Source organism: Helicobacter jaachi, from assembly GCF_000763135.2.
Lineage (GTDB): Bacteria > Campylobacterota > Campylobacteria > Campylobacterales > Helicobacteraceae > Helicobacter_C > Helicobacter_C jaachi.
The window spans coordinates 390,712-410,955 of the sequence record NZ_JRPR02000001.1; the positions used below are offsets into that span (position 1 = coordinate 390,712).

Genomic DNA, 20,244 nt, shown 5'->3' on the forward strand with positions numbered 1-20,244 from the left:
AATATGACACCAAAGCAGATTGTGGAATATCTTGATGGCTATATCATCGGGCAGCATGAGGCTAAAAAGGCTGTAGCAATTGCGCTTAGAAATCGCTATCGGCGCTTAAGGCTTGATAAAGAGGTGCAAGATGAGATTACGCCCAAAAATATTTTGATGATTGGCTCAACGGGCGTAGGAAAGACTGAAATCGCTCGCCGTATGGCAAAGATGATGGGATTGCCTTTTGTGAAAGTAGAGGCGAGCAAATATACTGAAGTGGGCTTTGTGGGGCGCGATGTAGAATCTATGGTGCGTGATTTGGTGCTAGCAAGTGTAAATTTGGTAGAGAATGAGCATAGGGCGCGCGCGCAAGCACAAATTAATGATTATATTATTGAAAAAATCACTCAAAAGCTCCTCCCACCTCTGCCAAGTGGCGTGAGTGAGGCAAAGAAAAATGAGTATGATATAAGTTTTGCCAAAATGAAGCAGCGCGTGATAAAAGGCGAGGTTGATGATTTAAAAATTGAAGTAGAAGTGAGCAAAAAGCCTCAAGTTAATGATGAAAACCTCCCGCCTGATATGATAAAAGTGCAAGAATCTATTTTTAAAGTGTTAAATGTCACACAAGATAAAATTAAAAAAGAAATGAGCGTCAAAGAGGCAAAAGAAGCTCTTACCTTTGAGGCTACAGAATCTGTGCTAGATGCAGATTCTATACGCGCGGAGGGCTTGCGGCGCGCGCAGGAAAATGGTGTAATTTTTATTGATGAGATTGATAAAGTAGCCGTTGGGAGCAAAGATAGCTCGCGTCAAGACCCCAGTAAAGAGGGCGTGCAGCGCGACTTGTTGCCTATTGTTGAGGGCAGTGTGGTGAATACAAAATATGGACAGATTAAAACAGATTATATTTTATTTATCGCAGCGGGCGCGTTTCACTTTAGCAAGCCTAGTGATTTAATCCCCGAGCTACAAGGGCGATTTCCCCTGCGTGTAGAGCTACAAAGCTTAAATGAAGAGAGTTTGTATCAAATTCTTACACAGACTAAAAGTTCGCTTTTGCGTCAATATCAATTACTGCTCCATACTGAAAATATTACACTTGAGTTTAGCGATGAGGCTATAAGGGAGCTTGCTAGGCTTTCTCATAGTGCTAATGAACGCACAGAGGATATTGGCGCTAGGCGTTTGCATACAACTATTGAGCGCGTGCTGGAGGATATTAGCTTTGATGTGGATACTTACGCGGGTAAGGAAATAGAGGTGACAGGAGAAATGGTGCGCGAGCGGCTAGGGGATTTGGTGGAGAATATCGATTTGGCGCGCTATATTCTATAAATGTTAATTATGGCAGAAAATAAAGACACGCAACAAAGCCATGAGCCAACTAGAGCGGGATTTGTGGCGACACTTGGCAGACCAAATGCTGGCAAATCAACACTTCTTAATCATCTCTTAGGCGAGCATCTCGCGCTCGTGTCGCACAAAGCAAATGCCACACGCAAGCAGCTACAGCTTATCGTGCCTTACGCGCCGCTTAGGGCGCAAATTATTTTTGTAGATACGCCGGGCATTCATCATCAAGAGAAATTACTCAATCAATATATGCTCTCCCAAGCCTTAAAGGCAATGAGTGATTGTGATTTGGCAATGTATTTAGCTCCAGTGAGTGATGATGTAAAGCATTATGAGGCATTTTTGCGCCTCTATGAGCATAAAGCGCATATTTTGCTTTTGACTAAAACTGACACATGCACGCAAAGTGAGCTACTAGCAAAAATAGCGCAGTATCAAGCTTTTAGCCAATATTTTCTAGCGCTTTTGCCTATAAGCGTTAAAAAAGGCTTTCAAAGGGAGCAGTTGCTAGCGTGTATTGCTTCACATTTGCCCTATGCGCCTTTTTTTTACGATGATGAGCTACTTACGCCCGCTTCGCTTAAAGAGATTTATAAAGAAATGATACGACAAAGTCTATTTGAGAATCTAAGTGATGAAATCCCCTATGAAGCCGATGTGGTGATTAAGCATTTTGAAGAGGGTGTGCGGCGTGATAGAATCTATGCGCATATTATTGTAGAGAAGCAAAGCCAAAAGGGAGTAGTTATCGGCAAAGGCGGGAGTAGCATTAAGCGCATTAGTCAATGTGCAAGGCACAAAATTGCCTCACTTAGCCCCAAAGATATATTTTTAAAGCTTGATGTAGAGGTGCATAAAGGCTGGAGCAAACACAAAGATGTGTTGAAAAAAATAGGGTATGATTTTGCGCAGTAAAGCAAGCATTCAAGGAGTAGAGGCTATGAGCGGATTTAGAAAGTGGCTTTTGTGCGTGGTGTGGAGTGTAAGCGGACTTTACGCACTTGATGCGCAGGTCGTGGAGCTAGTAAATGAATACAGAAAACATGGTATAAAATCTATAGAATCTACATTTGATAAATATTTAACAAGTAGCGCGTATTGGGCGGATTATTTGAAAGAAAATGCCACAGAATATGGATATTTTGAGGATTTATCATTTTTATTTGTCGCAGATAAAAGTGCGCCTAGTCTTAAGCTCTATAAAGTCGCGGATTTAAAGCTTACGCTCATTGGCGATTCGCCAGCTCTTGTGGCAAAGGGCAAGGGTAATAAGCGAAAAGAGGGTGATTTGACCACACCCATTGGCAGCTATGATTTAACCGGGCGGCTTACAGGTTTAGACCAATACTATGGACCGCTTGCTTTTCCTACAGACTATCCTAATGTGTATGATAAATCGCTCAAAAAAACAGGCAGTGGTATTTGGATTCACGGGCTGCCGCTTAATGGAAATCGGCAGGATTTGAATACGCGCGGCTGCATAGCCATTGAGAATGAGCTGCTTAAAAAATATGATAATCTCATTGACTGGAAAAAAACTATGCTTATCACTTATGAAGGCGCATTTAAGAGTGCAAGCATAGAGGAGCTATCTATCGTGCTTTCACAGCTTTATCAGTGGAAAGATGCGTGGCAAAGGAGTGATTTAGCAAGTTATTTAAATTTTTATGATGAAAAGGATTTCTATCGTCCCGATGGTATGAGCTTTAAGGCATTTAAGGAGTATAAGAAAAATATATTTGCTAAAAATGAAGATAAGGTCATACGCATTTCAAATATTAATGTTTCAATTTACCCAAATGAGGCAAATCGCAATATGTATCGCATTAGTTTTGTGCAAGATTATAAAGCCTATCTTAATGGCAAGGTAAATTTTAGCTCTATGGGCAAAAAAGATATGTATGTAGTGCTTGAAAACGCACATATAAGGATTCTAAGCGAAAAATAATTGTAAAGCCCCTGTAGCATGCAGCCACATAGAATTTATAGAATCTGGCATTTAGATTCTATACTAGTGGTGTGGAATATAAGGAGACATTATGAAAAGATTTATACGCAACTTGCTTTATTTATGGGTATTTGGTTTATGGCAATTTACCCATGCGGAAGGCTTTTTGAGCCGTGCTGAAAAAAATGAGCTTGACACAAAAGTAGGCATAAATATACTCTCTTATACGCATGCTACTCATTTGGCTGTGAGTGCAAATAGCTCCGGCCCTGCGGTAGCGTTTTATTATGAGGGCAAGAATATATTCTCTAATCATATCTTTTATGGCTCAAACGCGAGTGTGGGGAGTTCGCCATCAAATATTAATCACGCTTATCATCTTGTAGGTATGAATAATCTCACCACCTACCGCCCGCGCGGAGGGACAAATCTTGACATAGATTTAACGCTGCGGCTAGGCTATGATGTGCTAAGAAGGGAGTATGACACGCCATTTGCTTTAAGTCTTGGCATTCGTATGCTAACTAATAGCACGCTATCTAGCCTCTCTCCTACATTTCCGCAGCTTACAAGCTTTTATGCAAATATCGAGGCAAGTGGGCTAATCGCGCTTCAGCCAAAGCTTGATTTTGAGTATTTTATCGCCTTTAGTCCCTTACTAAATGCAAGCGTAAATGTGCCAAAGACAGATAATATCTTAGAGGGCAGAAGGCTTAAAATTACTGAAGGCTATGGGATTAGCCTCGCACTTGGCACGCGTTATTATGTGAGCAATAAGGCTTACTTTTTTGCCCAAATCATTGCTTCTTACACACATTGGGGACAATCAAGTACCGGGCGCATAACCACCGCGCCCACCACCACAGAGCAGGTTATCCTCCCTAATGTAAGCACAGATGTATATTATCCTGCTAGCCACACCACGCAGGCGGGTATTCGCATAGGCTATGGATTTTAGATTCTATAAAGGATAATGTTATGAGAAAATTTATTTTTATTTGCATAAGTTTAATGCTTACAAATGCCCTAGCTAATGAGAATCTAGGCTTACTTAAAAAAGGCGTGTATAAATCGCTTGGCTATATGATGGGCTATTATCGCTATGGTGAGTTTGACAATAATGGCGCGCATTTTATGCACTTTGATACCTTATTTTTTGGGCTTACAGGGCAGCTTGGCGCGGTTTATGGCAGTGGAATTAAGCTAGAGGGGACTTTGCGCACAAATTTTGCGATGGGCGTTTATACAGGGCATGTGCTAGAGGTGGATAATCCTGATAGATATGATGGCTCACTTGGTCAAAGAGTGCAGAGCCTAACAGGAGCGTTTAACACTGATAGTGAGCTAAAGGCAGGTTATAATTTTTTGCGCGCCAATCAAATGGCAAGCTTTTATGTGCAAACAGGTGTGGGCTATTATTTTAGTCGCACAGAATTTATTACTATGGATAGATTGCAGGGCTATTTGTATGTGCCGCTTGAAATAGAGGGCGAATTAGTGCTTAATCCAAAAGTGTGCCTAAATTATGGCGGAGGCTATCGGCATTTGATTTTTGGCAATCACTTCTCCGCAGCGAGTAAATATGGCGTGGAAAATGACTATTCTACTACACAAAGGCAAGGCTTTGGCGTGAGCGCATTTATAGGTGCAAACTTTAGGGCGCAAGATGGCGGCTTTAGACAAGCGCGCATTGTGTATGAGTATTGGCGTATTGGCGAGGGTGATACTATGCGCACCATAGCTACAAATAGCGGCAATGCAGTGGGCATTCACGAGCCGCAAAATGCAACGCATAGAATCTTCTTACAATATAGCTTTATTTTTTAAGCCCGTATGCGCGTCATCTTAGCATCAATGCAAGAAACTCTTAAATGAGTGGATTTTAGATTCTGTGTTACAATATATAGGAATCTAAAGTATTATAGAATCTAGCATTAAGAAAAGAAACGAAGTTGATAGACACACAAGCAACAGCGTAGAAATTATAGAATCTAGCCTTAAAAAATAAGTTGATAAGCTGCGTAAGCAGATTATAACTTTATACTTTAGGCGCAAATGTGAGCTTTGCTTGCATTTGCAAGATGCGCGCGGCTTTTTGTTAAAAAAGCAACAGCGCGGAATTATAGAATCTAGCAAATTGTTTTTAAGATTTTAAGGAGTGTAAATGCGAGAATTATGGAAAATTCAAGGCTTTAGCGCCTTTATTATTGTGGCTTTTATTAATGCCTTTGTGGATTTGGGGCATAAAATTACCATTCAAAATACATTGTATAAAGTCTATGATGGCAGTGATTTGACATTGCTTGTTAGCATTGTTAATGCACTTATTTTACTGCCTTTTATTCTGCTTTTTACGCCCTCTGGATTTCTAGCAGATAAATATCCTAAAAATATCGTTATGCGTGTGTGTGCATGGGTTGGTGTGGCTCTTACATTACTTATCACATTTTGTTACTTTATGGGCTGGTTTTGGCTAGCATTTATAGCCACTTTGCTTATGGCTATGCAATCAGCCATTTATTCGCCTGCAAAATATGGCTTTATTAAGGATTTAGTAGGCAAAGATATGCTTGCTTGGGGTAATGGTGCGATGCAAGCAACAGCGATTGTGGCTATTTTAGCCGGAATGAGCGTATTTTCATTATTTTTTGAAATGATATATGCTAGTAGCAATTTAGGGTTTTTAGCCCAAAAAGATGAGATTTTGCAAAGTGTCGCACCTTTAGGATTTGTGCTAGTGCTGTGCGCGGTGTGTGAGCTGTATTTTTGCTACAGACTTCCCACACTCACAAAAAGCACACAAGAAGTGTTTGATAAAGACGCCTACATGAAAGGCACGCTATTAAAACAGAATCTAGGCATACTTACTTCGCATAAAAATATTTGGCTTGCGGTGGTGGGCATTACTATCTTTTGGTCTATTTCCCAACTGCTTTTAGCCTCTTTTCCTACTTATGCAAAGGCGACATTTTTTGAGCTAAATACTTTTAAGGTGCAAATGGTCATTGGCTGTTCGGGTCTTGGCATTATTGTGGGTTCAATTATTGCGGGTAGATTCTCAAAAAATTATATTGAAACAGGGCTTATCCCTTTGGGCGCTGCGCTTGTGTGCCTTATGTGTTTGCTGCTTTTAAGCTTCTCAAGTCTTATGCCTTATGCGATAGTGTTTTTCTTATTTGGTTTAGGCGGCGCACTTTTTATTATTCCGCTTAATGCCCTCATTCAGTTTCACGCTAAAGAGGGCGAGCTAGGTAAAGTGCTAGCGGGCAATAACTTTGTGCAAAATGTCGGTATGCTAGGCTTTTTGTGCATTGGCACTTTGGCATCTTTGTGGGATATTGATGTCAGCTATTTATTTTATTTTTGCATGATTGTGGCGTTTGTAGGCGCGATTTATGTCGTGCGACTTTTGCCTTTTTCGCTTGTTAGAATGCTTGTAACGCTTGCATTTTTTCAGCGCTATCGCCTTAATGTTGAAGGCTTTGAAAATGTGCCAGAGCAGGGCGGTGTGCTATTACTTGGGAATCATATTTCTTTTATTGATTGGGCAATGATTCAGTTAGCGCTACCTCGAAAGGTGTATTTTGTTATGGAGCGCAGCTATTATGATAGGTGGTATATCCGCATATTTTTAGATATGTTTGGCGTTATTCCTGTTTCAAATGCAGGGAGTAAAAAGGCTTTAGAATCTATTGCCAATAAACTCTTAGAGGGGCATATGGTTTGTCTTTTTCCAGAGGGCGCTATCTCACGACATGGGCATTTAAATACCTTTAAGGGTGGCTTTGAGCTAGCAGCAAAGCAGCTCCAAAGTAATCAAGCTGTGATTTTGCCCTTTTATATTCGCGGGCTGTGGGGGAGCGCGTTTTCTCGCAGTCATGAGGGATTTCAAGAGCGACGCAAAAGCTTTGCAAAGCGTAATATTACTATTGCTTTTGGCGAGTGTCTTGATATTCACTCAAGTGCGGAGCGTGTCAAAGCAAAAGTCTTTGAGCTTTCTTTTAGTGCGTGGAAAGCACAATGTGAGGCATTGCCAACTATTGGTGCGGCGTGGATAGATAGTGCAAAAAAGTGGAATAGTGAAATAGCGATTGTAGATAGCCTAAGCGGCTCTATGAGCTATACTAGAATGCTAGCCCTTACATTTATTTTATCAAAAATATTTGAGCATCAAGCGCGGGAGAAAAATGTAGGCATTATCTTACCTGCTAGCTTGGCTAGTGCGCTTTGCAATATCTCTTTGCTCCTAGCGGCAAAAAGTGTAGTAAATCTTAATTTTACCGCAGGCGCACGGGCTATTAATGCTGCTATAGAATCTGCAGAGATTAAAAGCATTTATACTTCAAAGCAATTTATGCAAAAGCTCACAGATAAGGGCGTGGAGCTAGCCATTCCTGATAGTGTGAATATCTTTTATATGGAAGATTTAATTGAGCGTGTGAAGAGCAATAAATTAGGCTTTGTTTATGCTATGGTGGAGGCGATTTTATACCCTGCGTTTATACTTAAATGGCTGTATGTGAAGCCACAGCAAAATACAGATGTAGCCGCAATTCTCTTTAGCAGCGGCAGTGAGGGCAAGCCAAAGGGTGTTATGCTCTCTCATCTTAACATTATGAGCAATATTTTGCAGATTTCAGATGTAATCCACGCGCGCAATGGAGATTCTATTCTCTCGTCTTTGCCGCCATTCCATGCCTTTGGATTGACCGTAACGACCCTTATGCCGCTCATAGATGGTATGCTTTGTGTAACGCACGCCGACCCAACAGACGCGCTAGGTGTGGCAAAAGCGGTAGCAAAAAATAAAGTAAGTGTGATGTGCGCGACTTCGACATTTTTAGGCATTTACGCGCGCAGCCCTAAGGTGGATAAGATGATGTTTGATTCTTTGCGGCTAGTGGTAGCTGGAGCAGAAAAGCTTAAAAAAGATGTCAAAGAAGCTTTTGTGATGAAGTTTAATAAAGAGATTTATGAGGGCTATGGTGCGACAGAAACCACCCCTGTGGCAAGTGTGAATTTGCCTAGTGAGTTTGATTCAGCCAATTGGGAGCTGCATAAGGCAAGCAAAGAAGGCAGTGTAGGTATGCCTCTGCCCGGAAGTGCTATAAGGATAGTTGACCCAAACACTATAGAGGAGCTGCCTGTGGGCGAAGATGGCTTAATTCTTATTGGCGGACATCAAGTCATGCTAGGTTATCTCAATGATGAGCAAAAAACCAAAGATGCCATTGTAGAAATTGATGGCATTAGGTGGTATAAGAGCGGTGACAAGGGGCATTTAGACGCTGATGGCTTTATACATATTGTGGATAGATATTCACGATTTGCTAAAATTGGCGGCGAAATGGTGAGCTTGGGTGGCATTGAAGAGGAAATTGCTAAAATTATTAAAAAAAGCGAGATTGATGAGGGGCTAAAATATAGCGCTGTGAGCGTGGAGGATAGCAAAAAGGGCGAAATGGTAGTGCTTTTAGTAAGCGGCGATGAGGGTGAATGCCAAAAGTTAGAATCTAGTATCAAACAAGCTCAAATTCCTGCACTCTTTAAGCCCTCTAAAATTTTGCGCGTAGATTCTATACCACTGCTTGGCTCGGGCAAGGTGGATTTAAAGGGCGCAAAAGATTTAGCCCAAAGTCTCCTAAGTGCGCAATAGTGTAGATGCACAAATATGATAGAATCTTTTTGGTGCCATCTAAGGAGAGTAAATGTTTGAATTTTATATAAAGCGATTTTTAGTAAAAGTGCTTTGTTGCTTTGTGCCGCGCAAAAAATGGCGATTAGCGCTGCGGAGTGAGCTAGGATTTGGCAAGCAAATGGTATTGCTACAAGATGTGGATAAATATGTGCCACAAGCAGTTTTAGATTCTATAAAGGCTCGCTCGCCACTAGATTTTCTCCCCTCATACAAAGCCATTTTACACCCCGCGCCACTGCATATTTTGCGCGCGCAAAATCATTCTGCCCCCCCCCCCCATTGCGCTAGAAGTATTACAGAATCTTGCTCAAAAAGCACATTTGCATATTAAACATACAGGATATTTTAGCGCCCACAAAGAAGCTCAAGATATTTTTAGCCCGCGCAATCCGTGGGGCTATATCCGCGTAAAAAATGAAGCAAACACGCTTAGAGCCAGTTTATATTCGATTTTGCCAGCTGTGCAAAGGGGTGTGATAGGCTACAATGATTGTGATGATGGGAGCGAAGAAATAATTTTAGAGTTTTGCGCGGCTTTTCCTAGCTTTATACCCGTGAAATATCCCTACCATGTGGATATTCATAATCCTGCAAGGGAGGAGAATAAGCTCTATAAATATTATGAATATGTGCTTAAAGTTATCCCCAAACATCAGTGGCTTGTAAAAATTGATATTGACCATATTTATGAGGCAGGCAAGCTTTTTAAGAGCTTTTATCTCGCGCAAAAAGTGTGGGATATGGTGCTGCATTCGCGTATAGATTTTTTGTATGAAAATCATAGAATCTATATTGATAATGCTTGCAAAGGTGTATTTGAAGGCGACCATTGGCTGGTAAATAATTTTGGTTTAAAATTTATTGAGTGGCTTGAATATGAGCAGCTGGTGCCGCATACAAATCATTTAATATCCACAGAAATGCCCTCTTGGCATTTTCCCTACGAAAAGTGTTCTCGCAGGGCTTTGAGCGCGAAAAAACAATGGATAGAACTCTCTGCTTGGCAGAGCGATGAAAGGGGCGTGCGTGTAGATTCTGTAATGCTTGATGAGCATAATAGTGTGCTTAGGGGATTTGTGAGTGAGTTTGAAAAGGCTTAAAAGCGCAGTGGATTGAAAAGATAGAATCTAGCGGAATTTTGGGGCCAGATTCTATAATCTTTATATATCAATGTGTAAAACTTTATAGAATCTACCTCTGTCATTGGAAATATTTTTATCCTTTTTAAAAGGATATTAAAAATATAAAAAATGTCGAAAAATAGGCGAAACTCTTGACTTTATTTTTTAAAATTGATTATAATGGCGCGCTAAAAACATCAAAGTTGATGTGTTCTTTAAGTGAGGATAAGAGTTATGGAAAGAATACGACTTAGGCTTAAAGCTTATGACCATAGGGTTCTTGATAGGTCAGTTTCGTCTATCATAGAAGCAGTTAAGAGGACAGGTTCAGAAATAAGGGGTCCCGTGCCACTTCCTACCAAAAAGAAGCGATATACTGTTTTGCGCTCGCCACATATTAATAAAGATTCTCGCGAGCAGTTTGAAATTAGAGTGCATCATCGTATCATTGATATTATATCGGCTACTCCCGATACGGTAGATAGCCTTATGAAGCTTGATTTGGCTCCAGAGGTTGATGTTGAAGTAATGTCTATGAGCAAATAGAAGTGTTTAAGGATTTGAGTTATGGAATTTATAGTTGAAAAAATTGGTATGAGCCGCACCATAGGCACTAAGAGCGAGGCAGTTACGCTGCTGCGTGTGCTTGGGGCAAAGGTGTGCGAGCTGCACGATAATGGGAAGGCTTTGGTGGCTTATGTGCGTGGAAAAGCCATGAATAAAGCAATCGCTGGACAGCAAAAAAAATATAGCCTAAGCAAAGAGTTTAACCGCTTTGCTACACTTAAAGTTGGCAATAAAGAAGTAGGTGAGCTAGATATGAGCGCACTTAATGAGGCAAAGCGCGTGCAAGTAAGGCTTAAAACAAAGGGGCGTGGTTTTAGCGGTGCGATGAAGCGGTGGAATTTTCAAGGTGGTCCAGGCGCGCATGGGAGTAGATTCCATAGGCGCGTGGGTTCTATCGGTAACCGCGAATGGCCGGGACGAGTGCAGCCGGGCAAGAAAATGGCAGGACATTATGGCAACGAGCTGGTGAGTGCAAAAAATGATGTTATCTCTTTTGATAAAGAGAGTGCTATTTTGGTGCTTAAGGGTTCTGTGGCAGGCTTTAATGGCGCATTTGGTAGAATACAAATCATAAAGTAAGGCAGCAATATGAGTAAAGCAATTTTGTTAGATAAAAAGCTCCAGCATAGCAGTGAGATTGCGTTGCCAGAGAGATACGCACAAATCAAGGAGCATAATTTGTATTTGTATGTGAAATCTTATCTTGCATCGCTTCGAGCAAATACTGCGCGAGCAAAAAAACGCGGTGAAGTAAGTGGTGGGGGCAAAAAGCCTTGGAATCAAAAAGGTGGCGGACGCGCTCGTGCAGGGAGCATTACTTCTCCAGTATTTGTTGGCGGCGGTGTTTCACATGGTCCAGGTAATGATAGGAATTATTGCCTTAAGATTAATAAAAAACAAAAGCGTTTAGCCCTTGAGTGTGCGCTTCATCAAAAGGCACAAGAGGGTAAATTATTCATTATAGAATCGCTTGCTATGCCAAGTGGCAAGACAAAAGATGCGTATGCACTGTTTAAGGGACTTAAACAACGCAGCACGCTATTTGTTACACAGATGAGCGATGAACGAACATTTTTAGCCTTTAGAAATCTGCAAGAGTGTTATTTAGCCGATGCAAACGAGCTTAATGCGTATTTGGTGGCAGCATTTCGCTCTGTTGTGATTGAAAAGGCTGTGTTTGATGAAATTATTGCAGAAAAGAAGGGGGAGTAAGATGGCAGATATTACAGATATAAAATCAATCCTCTATACAGAAAAATCTCTCGCACTTAAAGAAAGCGGCGTTTTGGTCGTGCAAACAGCAGCAAATGTGAGCAAGAATCAGCTTAAAGAGATTTTTAAAGAATATTTTGGAATTACGCCTGTTAGGATTAATTCTTTACGACAAGAGGGCAAAGTAAAGCGATTTAGAGGCAAAATAGGGCAGAGAGCTTCATCTAAGAAATTTTATGTAAAAGTTCCAGAGGGCGCGAAACTTGACGCGCTATCTGTATAAGGAGTAGGATATGGCAGTTAAAACTTATAAGCCCTATACCCCAAGCCGCAGGTTTATGAGCAATCTAAGCTCAAGCGACATTACAAGTAAGCCAAGTGTGAGGAGCCTACTTGTAAAATTGCCTGTGAGTGCGGGGCGGAATAATAGAGGGCGTATTACAAGCCGTCACAAAGAGGGTGGAGCAAAAAAACTTTATAGAATTATTGACTTTAAGCGCAATAAATTTAATGTTGAAGGTAGGGTTGCTACTATTGAGTATGACCCTTATAGAAATTGTCGCATAGCTCTTGTGCATTATGTTGATGGTGAAAAGCGCTACATTATTCAACCTAGCGGCTTAAAAGTGGGAGATATTATTTCTTCTGCAGAATCTGGGCTTGATATTAAAGTAGGCTTTGCTATGAAGCTCAAAAGCATACCTATTGGAACGATTGTGCATAATATTGAGATGTATCCCGGAGCTGGCGGGCAACTCGCCCGAAGTGCGGGTGCGAGCGCGCAGATTATGGGGCGCGAGGGCAAATACATTATCCTTAGAATGCCAAGCGGTGAGATGAGATATATTTTAGAGGAATGTATGGCGACTATTGGCGTTGTGGGTAATGAGGATTATGCTAATATCTCCATTGGTAAGGCAGGGCGCAATCGTCATCGTGGCATTCGCCCACAAACACGAGGTAGTGCGATGAACCCAGTAGACCACCCCCACGGCGGTGGTGAAGGTAAAACCGGCTCAAGCGGACACCCCGTATCTCCATGGGGAACTCCTGCAAAAGGCTTTAAAACTCGTAAGAAAAAAGCGAGTGATAGATTGATTATCTCAAGAAAGAAAAAATAAGGTAGGAAATATGGCAAGGTCGATTAAAAAAGGTCCATTCATTGATGATTATCTCATCAAAAAAGTTGAGAAAGCAAAAGAGGGCAAGGACAATAAGCCTATCAAAACTTGGTCAAGACGAAGCACGATTTTACCTGATATGATAGGACTTACCTTTAATGTGCATAATGGTAGAGCGTTTGTGCCTGTGTATATCACGGAAAATCATGTGGGATATAAGCTTGGCGAGTTTGCTCCTACGCGCACTTTTAAGGGACACAAAGGAAGTGTCCAAAAGAAAATTGGCAAGTAAGGGGCTAAGATGAGTAAAGCATTATTACGATATATTCGATTATCTCCGACAAAGGCGCGCCTTATCGCTAGAGAGGTGCAGGGAATGAATGCAGAGCTTGCTATTGCAAGTTTAGAATTTACGCCAAATAAGGCAGCGCGCATTATTTCAAAAGTAATAGCTTCTGCGGTGGCAAATGGGGGCTATGATGCCCAAGATGTTATTATCACTTCTTGTCGTGTAGATGCCGGTCCTGTGCTAAAGCGTTTTATGCCTCGTGCTAAAGGTAGGGCTACCCCCATTCGTAAGCCAACAGCACATATTTTGGTAGAAGTAGATTCTAAAAAAGTCAAAAAGGCACAAAATCCTCAAAAAACAACGGAGACAAAGGATAATAGCACTAAAGATTCTCAAATAAAAGCAGAAAATACAGAATCTAATCAGCAAAGAAAGCCAGCAAGCAAAGCATCTAGCACTAAAGAGACAAAGGCGAAAACTCCAAAACCAAAGGTCAGCAGCCAAAGTGAGAGAACGCCCAAGTCAAAGCCTACAACCGCAAAAAGTGAGACTACAAAAAAGGCAGCAGCTAAGAAAAAAACTGAAGGTGAGGAAAAATAACAATGGGTCAAAAAGTCAATCCAATAGGTTTAAGATTAGGTATCAATCGTAACTGGTCTTCGAGATGGTTTTCTGTATCACAAGTAACACCTTCCAATATTTTAGAAGACCATAAAATACGCAAATTTTTAAAACGCGAAATGTATTATGCTGGCGTGAGTGAGATTGTTATCGAGCGTGCGGCAAATAAGATTCGTGTGACTGTTATCGCTTCTCGTCCGGGGTTAATTATTGGTAAAAAAGGTGTGGATATTGATAAGCATAAAGAGGCATTGAAGGCTATTTTACATAAAGAAGTGTTTATCAATATAAAAGAGGCAAAGCGCCCACAGGCAAATGCGCAGTTGGCAGCTGAAAATATTGCGACACAACTTGAAAAACGCGTTGCATTTAGACGCGCTATGAAAAAGGTTATGCAAGCGGCTATGAAAGCAGGCGCAAAGGGTATAAAAGTCAAGGTATCTGGGCGTTTGGCAGGGGCTGAAATGGCAAGGACAGAATGGTATATGGAAGGGCGTGTGCCTTTGCATACATTGCGCGCCAAGATTGATTATGGCTTTGCTGAAGCTATGACGACTTATGGAATCATTGGCGTTAAGGTATGGATTTTTAAAGGCGAAGTCCTTCATAAGGGTATATTGCCCGAAAAGAAAGATGAGGGCAAAGGTGCAGACAAAGAGGCTCGCACAAGAACAAGAAGAGGGAGGCAATAAATTATGTTAATGCCAAAGCGAACAAAATATAGAAAACAAATGAAAGGACGCAACCGCGGAAAGTCTTTTCGTGGCAATGCTTTAGCCTTTGGTGATATTGGCATTAAGGCTGTTGAGCATGGCAGGATAGATTCTCGCCAGATAGAATCTGCGCGTATTGCAATGACAAGGCATATTAAAAGGGCAGGGAAGGTGTGGATACGAGTATTCCCAGATAAGCCTCTCACAGCCAAACCGCTTGAAACAAGAATGGGTAAAGGTAAAGGGGGCGTCGAAAAATGGGTGATGAATATTAAGCCCGGTCGTATGATTTATGAAATGACAGGCATTGATGAAAGTTTAGCAAGAGAGGCTTTAGCACTAGCCCAAAGCAAACTTCCCTTTAAAACTAAAATCATAACCAGCGAGAGTGAAAATGAAATTTACTGAGTTAAAAGACAAGGATATTGCAGAATTGCAAAGTATGTTGAAGGAAAAAAAGTCGTTGCTTTTTGAAAAGAGATTGCAACTAAGGACCATGCAAATTACTAATCCCAGCGAGATTAAATTAATCCGTAAGGATATTGCACGAATTAACACAGCCTTAAGCGCGAAGAAGGATTAGAAATGGAGCAAAAGCAGGCACACAAAAGAGTAATACAAGGAAAAGTAGTCAGTAGGGCAGGGGAAAAGAGTGTAGTGATTTTGGTAGAGCGTAAAGTCGTGCATGCCAAATATCGCAAGATTGTTAAACGCTTTAAAAAATATACTATCCACGATGAAAATCATAGCACCAAAATTGGTGATGTGGTGAGCGCGATAGAGTGTAAGCCTATTTCTAAAACGAAGGCTTTTACATTTAAAGAAATTATTACCGCAGGAGTAGAGCTATGATACAGAGTTTTACACGCTTAAGCGTTGCAGATAATAGCGGTGCAAAAGAGATTATGTGCATTAAGATTCTAGGCGGAAGTCATAGGAGATATGCGCATGTTGGAGATGTGATTGTCGCATCTGTGAAAAAGGCTATTCCAAATGGCAAGGTGAAAAAAGGGCAGGTTGTCAAAGCTGTTGTTGTGCGCACAAAAAAAGAGATTCATCGCGACAATGGCTCTTTAGTTCGATTTGATGATAATGCAGCGGTGATATTAGATTCTAAAAAAGAGCCTATTGGTACGAGAATTTTTGGACCGGTGAGCAGAGAAGTGCGCTATGCAAATTTTATGAAAATCGTATCCCTAGCCCCGGAGGTGTTATAGTGGCAAAGTTTAAGATTAAAAAAGGCGATATGGTGATTGTCATCGCGGGTGATGATAAGGGCAAGGAAGCAAAAGTGCTGCAAGTATTGCCTAAGTCCGCTCAAGTGATTGTTGAGGGCTGCAAGATGAGCAAAAAGGCGGTTAAGGTGAGTGAGAAAAATCCCAAAGGCGGCTTTGTGGCAAAAGAGATGCCTATGAGTATTTCAAATGTGAAAAAAGCAAAAGGAGATAGCTAATGTTTGCTCTTCGAGATAGATATAAAAATGAGATTATCCCACAGCTCAAAACCGAGCTTAATATTAGCAATCCTATGTTGCTACCAAAGCTGGAGAAGATTATCATTAGCGTGGGCGCTGGTGATTATGCTAAAGATTCTAAGATTATGCAAAATATTGCTGATACTATTTCGCTTATTGCGGGGCAAAAGGCAGTGATTACCATAGCAAAAAAATCTGTAGCAGGCTTTAAGATGCGCGAGGGTATGCCTATGGGCGTGAAAGTAACGCTGCGAGGGAAGATGATGTATAACTTTTTGGAAAAGCTTATCGTCATTGCATTGCCACGCGTGAAAGACTTTAGGGGTGTAAAGCGTAATGGTTTTGATGGGCGCGGCAATTATAGCTTTGGTTTAAATGAGCAGCTTATGTTCCCTGAAGTGGTGTATGACGACATTATGGTAACACATGGTATGAATATTACTTTTGTAACTTCTACTCAAAGTGATAAAGAGGCGTTTAAGTTGCTTGAGCTGCTTGGTATGCCTTTTGCGAAAGGACGATAAAATGGCAAAAAAATCTATTATTGCAAAGTCAAAGAGAAAGGCAAAATTTAGCGCTAGAGCTTATACGCGCTGTCAAGTGTGTGGGCGACCGCATTCTGTGTATAGGGATTTTGGTCTCTGTAGGGTGTGCCTGCGCAAAATGGGCAATGAGGGGTTGATACCCGGACTTCGTAAAGCAAGTTGGTAAGGAGAAAGTATGGTAAATGATATTATTGCAGATTCTCTCACAAGAATTCGTAATGCTTCAATGAGGCGACTAGAGGTTACAACGCTGTATTATGCCAAAATAGTTGTTTCAATTTTAGAAGTATTTAAGACAAAAGGCTTTGTTAAAGATTATAAGATAAATGATAAAGATGGTAAGCAGTCTATTATGGTGCAGCTTGCTTACGATGAGCATGGTAAAAGCGCAATTAATGAGATTAAGCGTATTAGCAAACCCGGACGCCGCGTGTATAAGGGTAAAAGTGAACTGAAACGCTTTAAAAATGGATATGGCACGATAGTAGTGAGCACGAGCAAAGGAGTGATTGCCAACGATGAAGCCTATCGGGCTAATGTCGGTGGTGAGGCACTTTGTAGTATATGGTAGGAGTGAAGTATGTCAAGAGTTGGAAAAAAGCCTATTAGCATTCCTAAGGGCGTTGAAGTATCAATACAGGGCAGTAAGATTGTATTCAAGGGAGCCAAAGAGCAAAAAGAGCTTGAAACCCATGGGCGAGTAAAGGTGCATGTGCAAGACGGTTTGTTGAGTTTTGAAAGTATAGATTCTCAAGCCCAGTCGCGTGCATATTGGGGAACATATCGAGCTTTGGCAAATAATGTTGTAGTTGGGCTTAGTCAAGGCTTCACAAAAGTGCTTGAGATTAATGGGGTAGGATATAAGGCAAGTGTGAGTGGGAAAAATCTCGAAATGGCTCTGGGTTTTTCACACCCTGTGGTGTATCCTATTCCTGCGGGGATTGAAATGAGCGTTGATAAGAATACTATCACTATTAAAGGCACTGATAAGCAGCAGGTGGGGCAGATTGCCGCAGAAATTCGCGAGTTTAGACCGCCAGAGCCTTATAAGGGTAAAGGAATTAAGTATAGCGATGAAGTTATTATTCGCAAAGCGGGTAAAACTTCTAAAAAATAGAGTAAGGGCGTGAAGTATGACAGATAAAGTATTAAAACAAAAGCAGATTCTAAGAGCAAAGCGTAAGTTGCGTGCAAGGAGCAGAATTTTTGGCGTGGCGAATAAGCCAAGGATAAGTGTGTTTAAATCTAATAAGCATCTTTACGCGCAGGCTATTGATGACACAGCGGGTGTAACGCTTGCAAGCGTAGATGGTAGGAAGTTAGGCTTAGGAAATAATAAAGAGCATGCTAAACAAATTGCCACAGAATTTGTGAGCGCACTTAAGAAAGCTAACATTACGGAAGCAGTTTTTGATAGAAATGGATACCTTTACCACGGAGTTGTAGCAGCTTTTGCTGATACATTGCGTGAAAATGGCATAAAGTTATAAAGGGAATATTATGGAAATCAATAGAGAAGAATTTAGCGAAGTGGTGGTGAATATTGGCAGAGTTACAAAGGTTGTTAAAGGTGGGCGTAGATTTCGCTTTAACGCGCTTGTGGTTGTGGGCAATAAGAATGGGCTTGTTGGTTTTGGGCTTGGCAAGGCTAAAGAAGTGCCAGATGCGATTAAAAAAGCCATTGATGATGCGTTTAAAAATATTATTAAAGTAAATATCAAAGGCACGACCATTGCGCATGATATTGAGCATAAGTATAACGCAAGTAAGATTTTGTTAAAACCAGCCAGTGAGGGGACAGGCGTTATCGCAGGCGGTTCTACACGCCCTGTTATTGAACTTGCGGGGATTAAGGATATTTTGACAAAATCGCTTGGCTCAAACAATCCCTACAATGTCGTGCGCGCAACTATCGACGCGCTCGCGCGAATTAAAGCTTAAGGAGTTTTTTATGTTAGAGCAGATTAAGCCAGCAGAGGGTAGCACGAGAGATATTAAGCGAGTAGGGCGCGGACAAGGTAGCGGTATGGGCAAGACTTCCACTCGTGGAGGCAAAGGACAGACTGCTAGAACAGGCTATAAGGCAAAAAGAGGTTTCGAAGGTGGGCAGCAGCCGCTCCAGAGGCGCTTACCAAAGGTTGGATTTACTTCTAATGTGCAAAAACCTGTGGTAATCAATGTCGATAAGTCAAAGGTTTTTGATTCTCTAGCTCATATTGATATGTCAGTATTGCGCGAGCATTTTAGTATTCCTAAAAATGCGGTGAGCGTAAAGCTTATTGGCACGAAAGCGCGAACTTTAAAATCAAAGATTAAAGATGAGTGCATTAAGACAAGTGGAAGTAAAGAATGACACGAAGCATTGTAAATAAGATTCTCATTACACTTGCATTTTTATTTGTTTATAGAATCTTGGCTTATATCACTGTGCCTGGCGTGGATGTTGGGGTGATTAAATCATTTATTGATGATAATGCCAATAATGCGCTTGGTTTATTTAATATGTTTAGTGGTAACGCTGTGGAGCGATTTAGCATTATTTCTCTGGGTATTATGCCCTATATTACTGCTTCTATCATTATGGAGCTTCTTGCTGCTACATTTCCTAATTTGGCAAAGATGAAAAAAGAGCGCGATGGTATGCAAAAGTATATGCAAATTATTCGCTATGTAACCATTGGGATTACTATCATTCAGGCGGTGAGTGTGAGTATAGGACTTAATAGTATGGGCAATGCCATTAAGATTGATTTAAATCTTTTTATTGCGGTATCTGTTTTCTCTATGCTTACTGGCACGATGTTGCTTATGTGGATTGGTGAGCAGATAACTCAACGCGGCGTGGGTAATGGAATTAGTCTTATCATCTTTGGAGGGATTGTTTCAGCTATTCCTTCAAGCATAGGCAAGACTTTTAATCTTGTCAATACGGGGCAGATTAATGTTGCTGTGCTTTTAGGGCTTATTGTGGTCATTGCAGTTACCATTTGGGTGATTATTTATATCGAGCTTGCAGAGCGGCGCATACCCGTTTCTTATGCGCGTAAGGTGGTTATGCAAAATCAAAACAAGCGCATTATGAATTATATCCCTGTGAAAATGAATTTAAGTGGTGTTATCCCGCCTATTTTTGCCTCTGCGCTGCTTGTTTTTCCATCAACTATTTTGCAGGCTTCTTCAAATAGTGTTATTCAAGCTGTGGCGGATATTTTAAAGCCTGATGGGTATATTTATAATTTATTGATGTTTTTATTTGTGATTTTCTTTGCTTATTTTTATGCTTCTATTGTATTTAATGCAAAAGATATCGCCGATAATCTTAAAAGACAGGGTGGCTTTATCCCCGGGCTACGACCGGGTGAGGGGACATCGAATTTTCTTAATAATGTTGCAAGCAATTTGACATTTTGGGGTGCGCTCTATCTTGCGCTTGTATCAACTCTACCTTGGGTACTTGTGAAACTCACAGGCATACCTTTTTACTTTGGTGGGACAGCGGTGCTTATTGTAGTGCAGGTTGCCATTGATACAATGAGACGCATTGAGGCTCAAGTTTATATGAGTAAATATCAAACATTAAGTGCCGTTGGGCTCTAG

The 20,244-nt window shown here is 41.1% G+C and carries 28 protein-coding genes and 1 pseudogene; all 29 read left to right on the forward strand.

What is annotated here, in order from left to right; translation table 11 throughout:
- The first annotated feature begins 3 nt into the window (after positions 1–3).
- The 29 genes and pseudogenes from hslU (at position 4) to secY (ending at position 20,244) form a co-directional block, all read left to right on the forward strand.
- Positions 4–1,320, forward strand: coding sequence for an HslU--HslV peptidase ATPase subunit (hslU, locus tag LS71_RS01925; RefSeq protein WP_420810246.1), 1,317 nt, complete (start codon positions 4–6; stop codon positions 1,318–1,320).
- Positions 1,321–1,329: 9 nt separating this feature from the next.
- Positions 1,330–2,253 (forward strand): GTPase Era, encoded by a 924-nt coding sequence (gene era / locus LS71_RS01930; RefSeq protein ID WP_138109795.1) that lies wholly within the window; start codon positions 1,330–1,332, stop codon positions 2,251–2,253.
- A 25-nt stretch (positions 2,254–2,278) separates the two neighbouring features.
- On the forward strand, positions 2,279–3,286 hold the full coding sequence (locus LS71_RS01935) for a L,D-transpeptidase family protein (protein WP_034356676.1): 1,008 nt from the start codon (positions 2,279–2,281) through the stop codon (positions 3,284–3,286).
- Positions 3,287–3,377: 91 nt separating this feature from the next.
- On the forward strand, positions 3,378–4,244 hold the full coding sequence (locus tag LS71_RS01940) for a hypothetical protein (protein ID WP_034356679.1): 867 nt from the start codon (positions 3,378–3,380) through the stop codon (positions 4,242–4,244).
- 20 nt (positions 4,245–4,264) lie between these two features.
- Positions 4,265–5,113 carry a hypothetical protein gene (locus LS71_RS01945; RefSeq protein ID WP_052058194.1) on the forward strand — a complete coding sequence of 283 codons (849 nt, stop codon included), beginning with the start codon at positions 4,265–4,267 and terminating at the stop codon, positions 5,111–5,113.
- 337 nt (positions 5,114–5,450) lie between these two features.
- The gene (locus tag LS71_RS01950; RefSeq protein ID WP_034356951.1) at positions 5,451–8,942 is read left to right on the forward strand and encodes an acyl-[ACP]--phospholipid O-acyltransferase; all 3,492 of its coding nucleotides are present in this window, start codon (positions 5,451–5,453) and stop codon (positions 8,940–8,942) included.
- Positions 8,943–8,994: 52 nt separating this feature from the next.
- Entirely contained in the window at positions 8,995–9,315 is a 321-nt protein-coding gene (locus tag LS71_RS01955; protein ID WP_138109796.1) for a hypothetical protein, read from the forward strand.
- Positions 9,305–10,084 (forward strand): beta-1,4-N-acetylgalactosaminyltransferase, encoded by a 780-nt coding sequence (locus LS71_RS01960; RefSeq protein WP_238700268.1) that lies wholly within the window; start codon positions 9,305–9,307, stop codon positions 10,082–10,084. The genes LS71_RS01955 and LS71_RS01960 overlap by 11 nt, the downstream gene beginning before the upstream one ends.
- A 255-nt stretch (positions 10,085–10,339) precedes the next feature.
- Positions 10,340–10,651 (forward strand): 30S ribosomal protein S10, encoded by a 312-nt coding sequence (rpsJ, locus tag LS71_RS01965; RefSeq protein ID WP_034353855.1) that lies wholly within the window; start codon positions 10,340–10,342, stop codon positions 10,649–10,651.
- A gap of 21 nt (positions 10,652–10,672) precedes the next feature.
- A complete protein-coding gene (rplC, locus tag LS71_RS01970; protein WP_034353852.1) occupies positions 10,673–11,251 on the forward strand; it encodes a 50S ribosomal protein L3 in 579 nt (192 codons plus the stop codon).
- 9 nt (positions 11,252–11,260) lie between these two features.
- Positions 11,261–11,884 (forward strand): 50S ribosomal protein L4, encoded by a 624-nt coding sequence (rplD, locus tag LS71_RS01975; protein ID WP_034353850.1) that lies wholly within the window; start codon positions 11,261–11,263, stop codon positions 11,882–11,884.
- A gap of 1 nt (position 11,885) precedes the next feature.
- Positions 11,886–12,167: a 50S ribosomal protein L23 gene (locus LS71_RS01980; protein ID WP_034353847.1), complete on the forward strand. Its 282-nt coding sequence runs from the start codon at positions 11,886–11,888 to the stop codon at positions 12,165–12,167.
- A gap of 10 nt (positions 12,168–12,177) precedes the next feature.
- Complete coding sequence (rplB, locus tag LS71_RS01985; protein ID WP_034353843.1) at positions 12,178–13,005, forward strand: 50S ribosomal protein L2; 828 nt, start codon at positions 12,178–12,180, stop codon at positions 13,003–13,005.
- A gap of 10 nt (positions 13,006–13,015) precedes the next feature.
- Positions 13,016–13,297 (forward strand): 30S ribosomal protein S19, encoded by a 282-nt coding sequence (gene rpsS, locus LS71_RS01990; protein WP_034353840.1) that lies wholly within the window; start codon positions 13,016–13,018, stop codon positions 13,295–13,297.
- 9 nt (positions 13,298–13,306) lie between these two features.
- A pseudogene (gene rplV, locus LS71_RS09615) lies at positions 13,307–13,666 on the forward strand (50S ribosomal protein L22); the annotation flags it as partial.
- Positions 13,667–13,896: 230 nt separating this feature from the next.
- A complete protein-coding gene (rpsC, locus tag LS71_RS02000; RefSeq protein WP_034353835.1) occupies positions 13,897–14,607 on the forward strand; it encodes a 30S ribosomal protein S3 in 711 nt (236 codons plus the stop codon).
- Positions 14,608–14,610: 3 nt separating this feature from the next.
- Positions 14,611–15,036: a 50S ribosomal protein L16 gene (gene rplP / locus LS71_RS02005; RefSeq protein ID WP_034353832.1), complete on the forward strand. Its 426-nt coding sequence runs from the start codon at positions 14,611–14,613 to the stop codon at positions 15,034–15,036.
- Positions 15,023–15,211, forward strand: coding sequence for a 50S ribosomal protein L29 (gene rpmC / locus LS71_RS02010; RefSeq protein ID WP_034353829.1), 189 nt, complete (start codon positions 15,023–15,025; stop codon positions 15,209–15,211). Before rplP ends, rpmC begins: the two co-directional genes overlap by 14 nt.
- 2 nt (positions 15,212–15,213) lie before the next feature.
- The gene (gene rpsQ / locus LS71_RS02015) at positions 15,214–15,480 is read left to right on the forward strand and encodes a 30S ribosomal protein S17 (RefSeq protein ID WP_034353825.1); all 267 of its coding nucleotides are present in this window, start codon (positions 15,214–15,216) and stop codon (positions 15,478–15,480) included.
- Positions 15,477–15,845 (forward strand): 50S ribosomal protein L14, encoded by a 369-nt coding sequence (gene rplN / locus LS71_RS02020; RefSeq protein WP_034353822.1) that lies wholly within the window; start codon positions 15,477–15,479, stop codon positions 15,843–15,845. The genes rpsQ and rplN overlap by 4 nt, the downstream gene beginning before the upstream one ends.
- Positions 15,845–16,081 (forward strand): 50S ribosomal protein L24, encoded by a 237-nt coding sequence (gene rplX, locus LS71_RS02025; RefSeq protein ID WP_034353820.1) that lies wholly within the window; start codon positions 15,845–15,847, stop codon positions 16,079–16,081. Before rplN ends, rplX begins: the two co-directional genes overlap by 1 nt.
- Complete coding sequence (gene rplE / locus LS71_RS02030) at positions 16,081–16,626, forward strand: 50S ribosomal protein L5 (protein ID WP_034353817.1); 546 nt, start codon at positions 16,081–16,083, stop codon at positions 16,624–16,626. The genes rplX and rplE overlap by 1 nt, the downstream gene beginning before the upstream one ends.
- A 1-nt stretch (position 16,627) precedes the next feature.
- Positions 16,628–16,813 (forward strand): type Z 30S ribosomal protein S14, encoded by a 186-nt coding sequence (locus tag LS71_RS02035; protein WP_011115058.1) that lies wholly within the window; start codon positions 16,628–16,630, stop codon positions 16,811–16,813.
- Between the two features lie 9 nt (positions 16,814–16,822).
- Positions 16,823–17,218, forward strand: coding sequence for a 30S ribosomal protein S8 (gene rpsH / locus LS71_RS02040; protein WP_034353813.1), 396 nt, complete (start codon positions 16,823–16,825; stop codon positions 17,216–17,218).
- Positions 17,219–17,227: 9 nt separating this feature from the next.
- The gene (gene rplF / locus LS71_RS02045) at positions 17,228–17,764 is read left to right on the forward strand and encodes a 50S ribosomal protein L6 (RefSeq protein WP_034353811.1); all 537 of its coding nucleotides are present in this window, start codon (positions 17,228–17,230) and stop codon (positions 17,762–17,764) included.
- Between the two features lie 16 nt (positions 17,765–17,780).
- The gene (gene rplR / locus LS71_RS02050) at positions 17,781–18,137 is read left to right on the forward strand and encodes a 50S ribosomal protein L18 (RefSeq protein WP_034353808.1); all 357 of its coding nucleotides are present in this window, start codon (positions 17,781–17,783) and stop codon (positions 18,135–18,137) included.
- Positions 18,138–18,147: 10 nt separating this feature from the next.
- Positions 18,148–18,588: a 30S ribosomal protein S5 gene (rpsE, locus tag LS71_RS02055; RefSeq protein WP_002956261.1), complete on the forward strand. Its 441-nt coding sequence runs from the start codon at positions 18,148–18,150 to the stop codon at positions 18,586–18,588.
- A 10-nt stretch (positions 18,589–18,598) separates the two neighbouring features.
- Positions 18,599–19,000, forward strand: coding sequence for a 50S ribosomal protein L15 (rplO, locus tag LS71_RS02060; RefSeq protein WP_034353806.1), 402 nt, complete (start codon positions 18,599–18,601; stop codon positions 18,998–19,000).
- Positions 18,997–20,244: a preprotein translocase subunit SecY gene (secY, locus tag LS71_RS02065; protein WP_034353803.1), complete on the forward strand. Its 1,248-nt coding sequence runs from the start codon at positions 18,997–18,999 to the stop codon at positions 20,242–20,244. The genes rplO and secY overlap by 4 nt, the downstream gene beginning before the upstream one ends.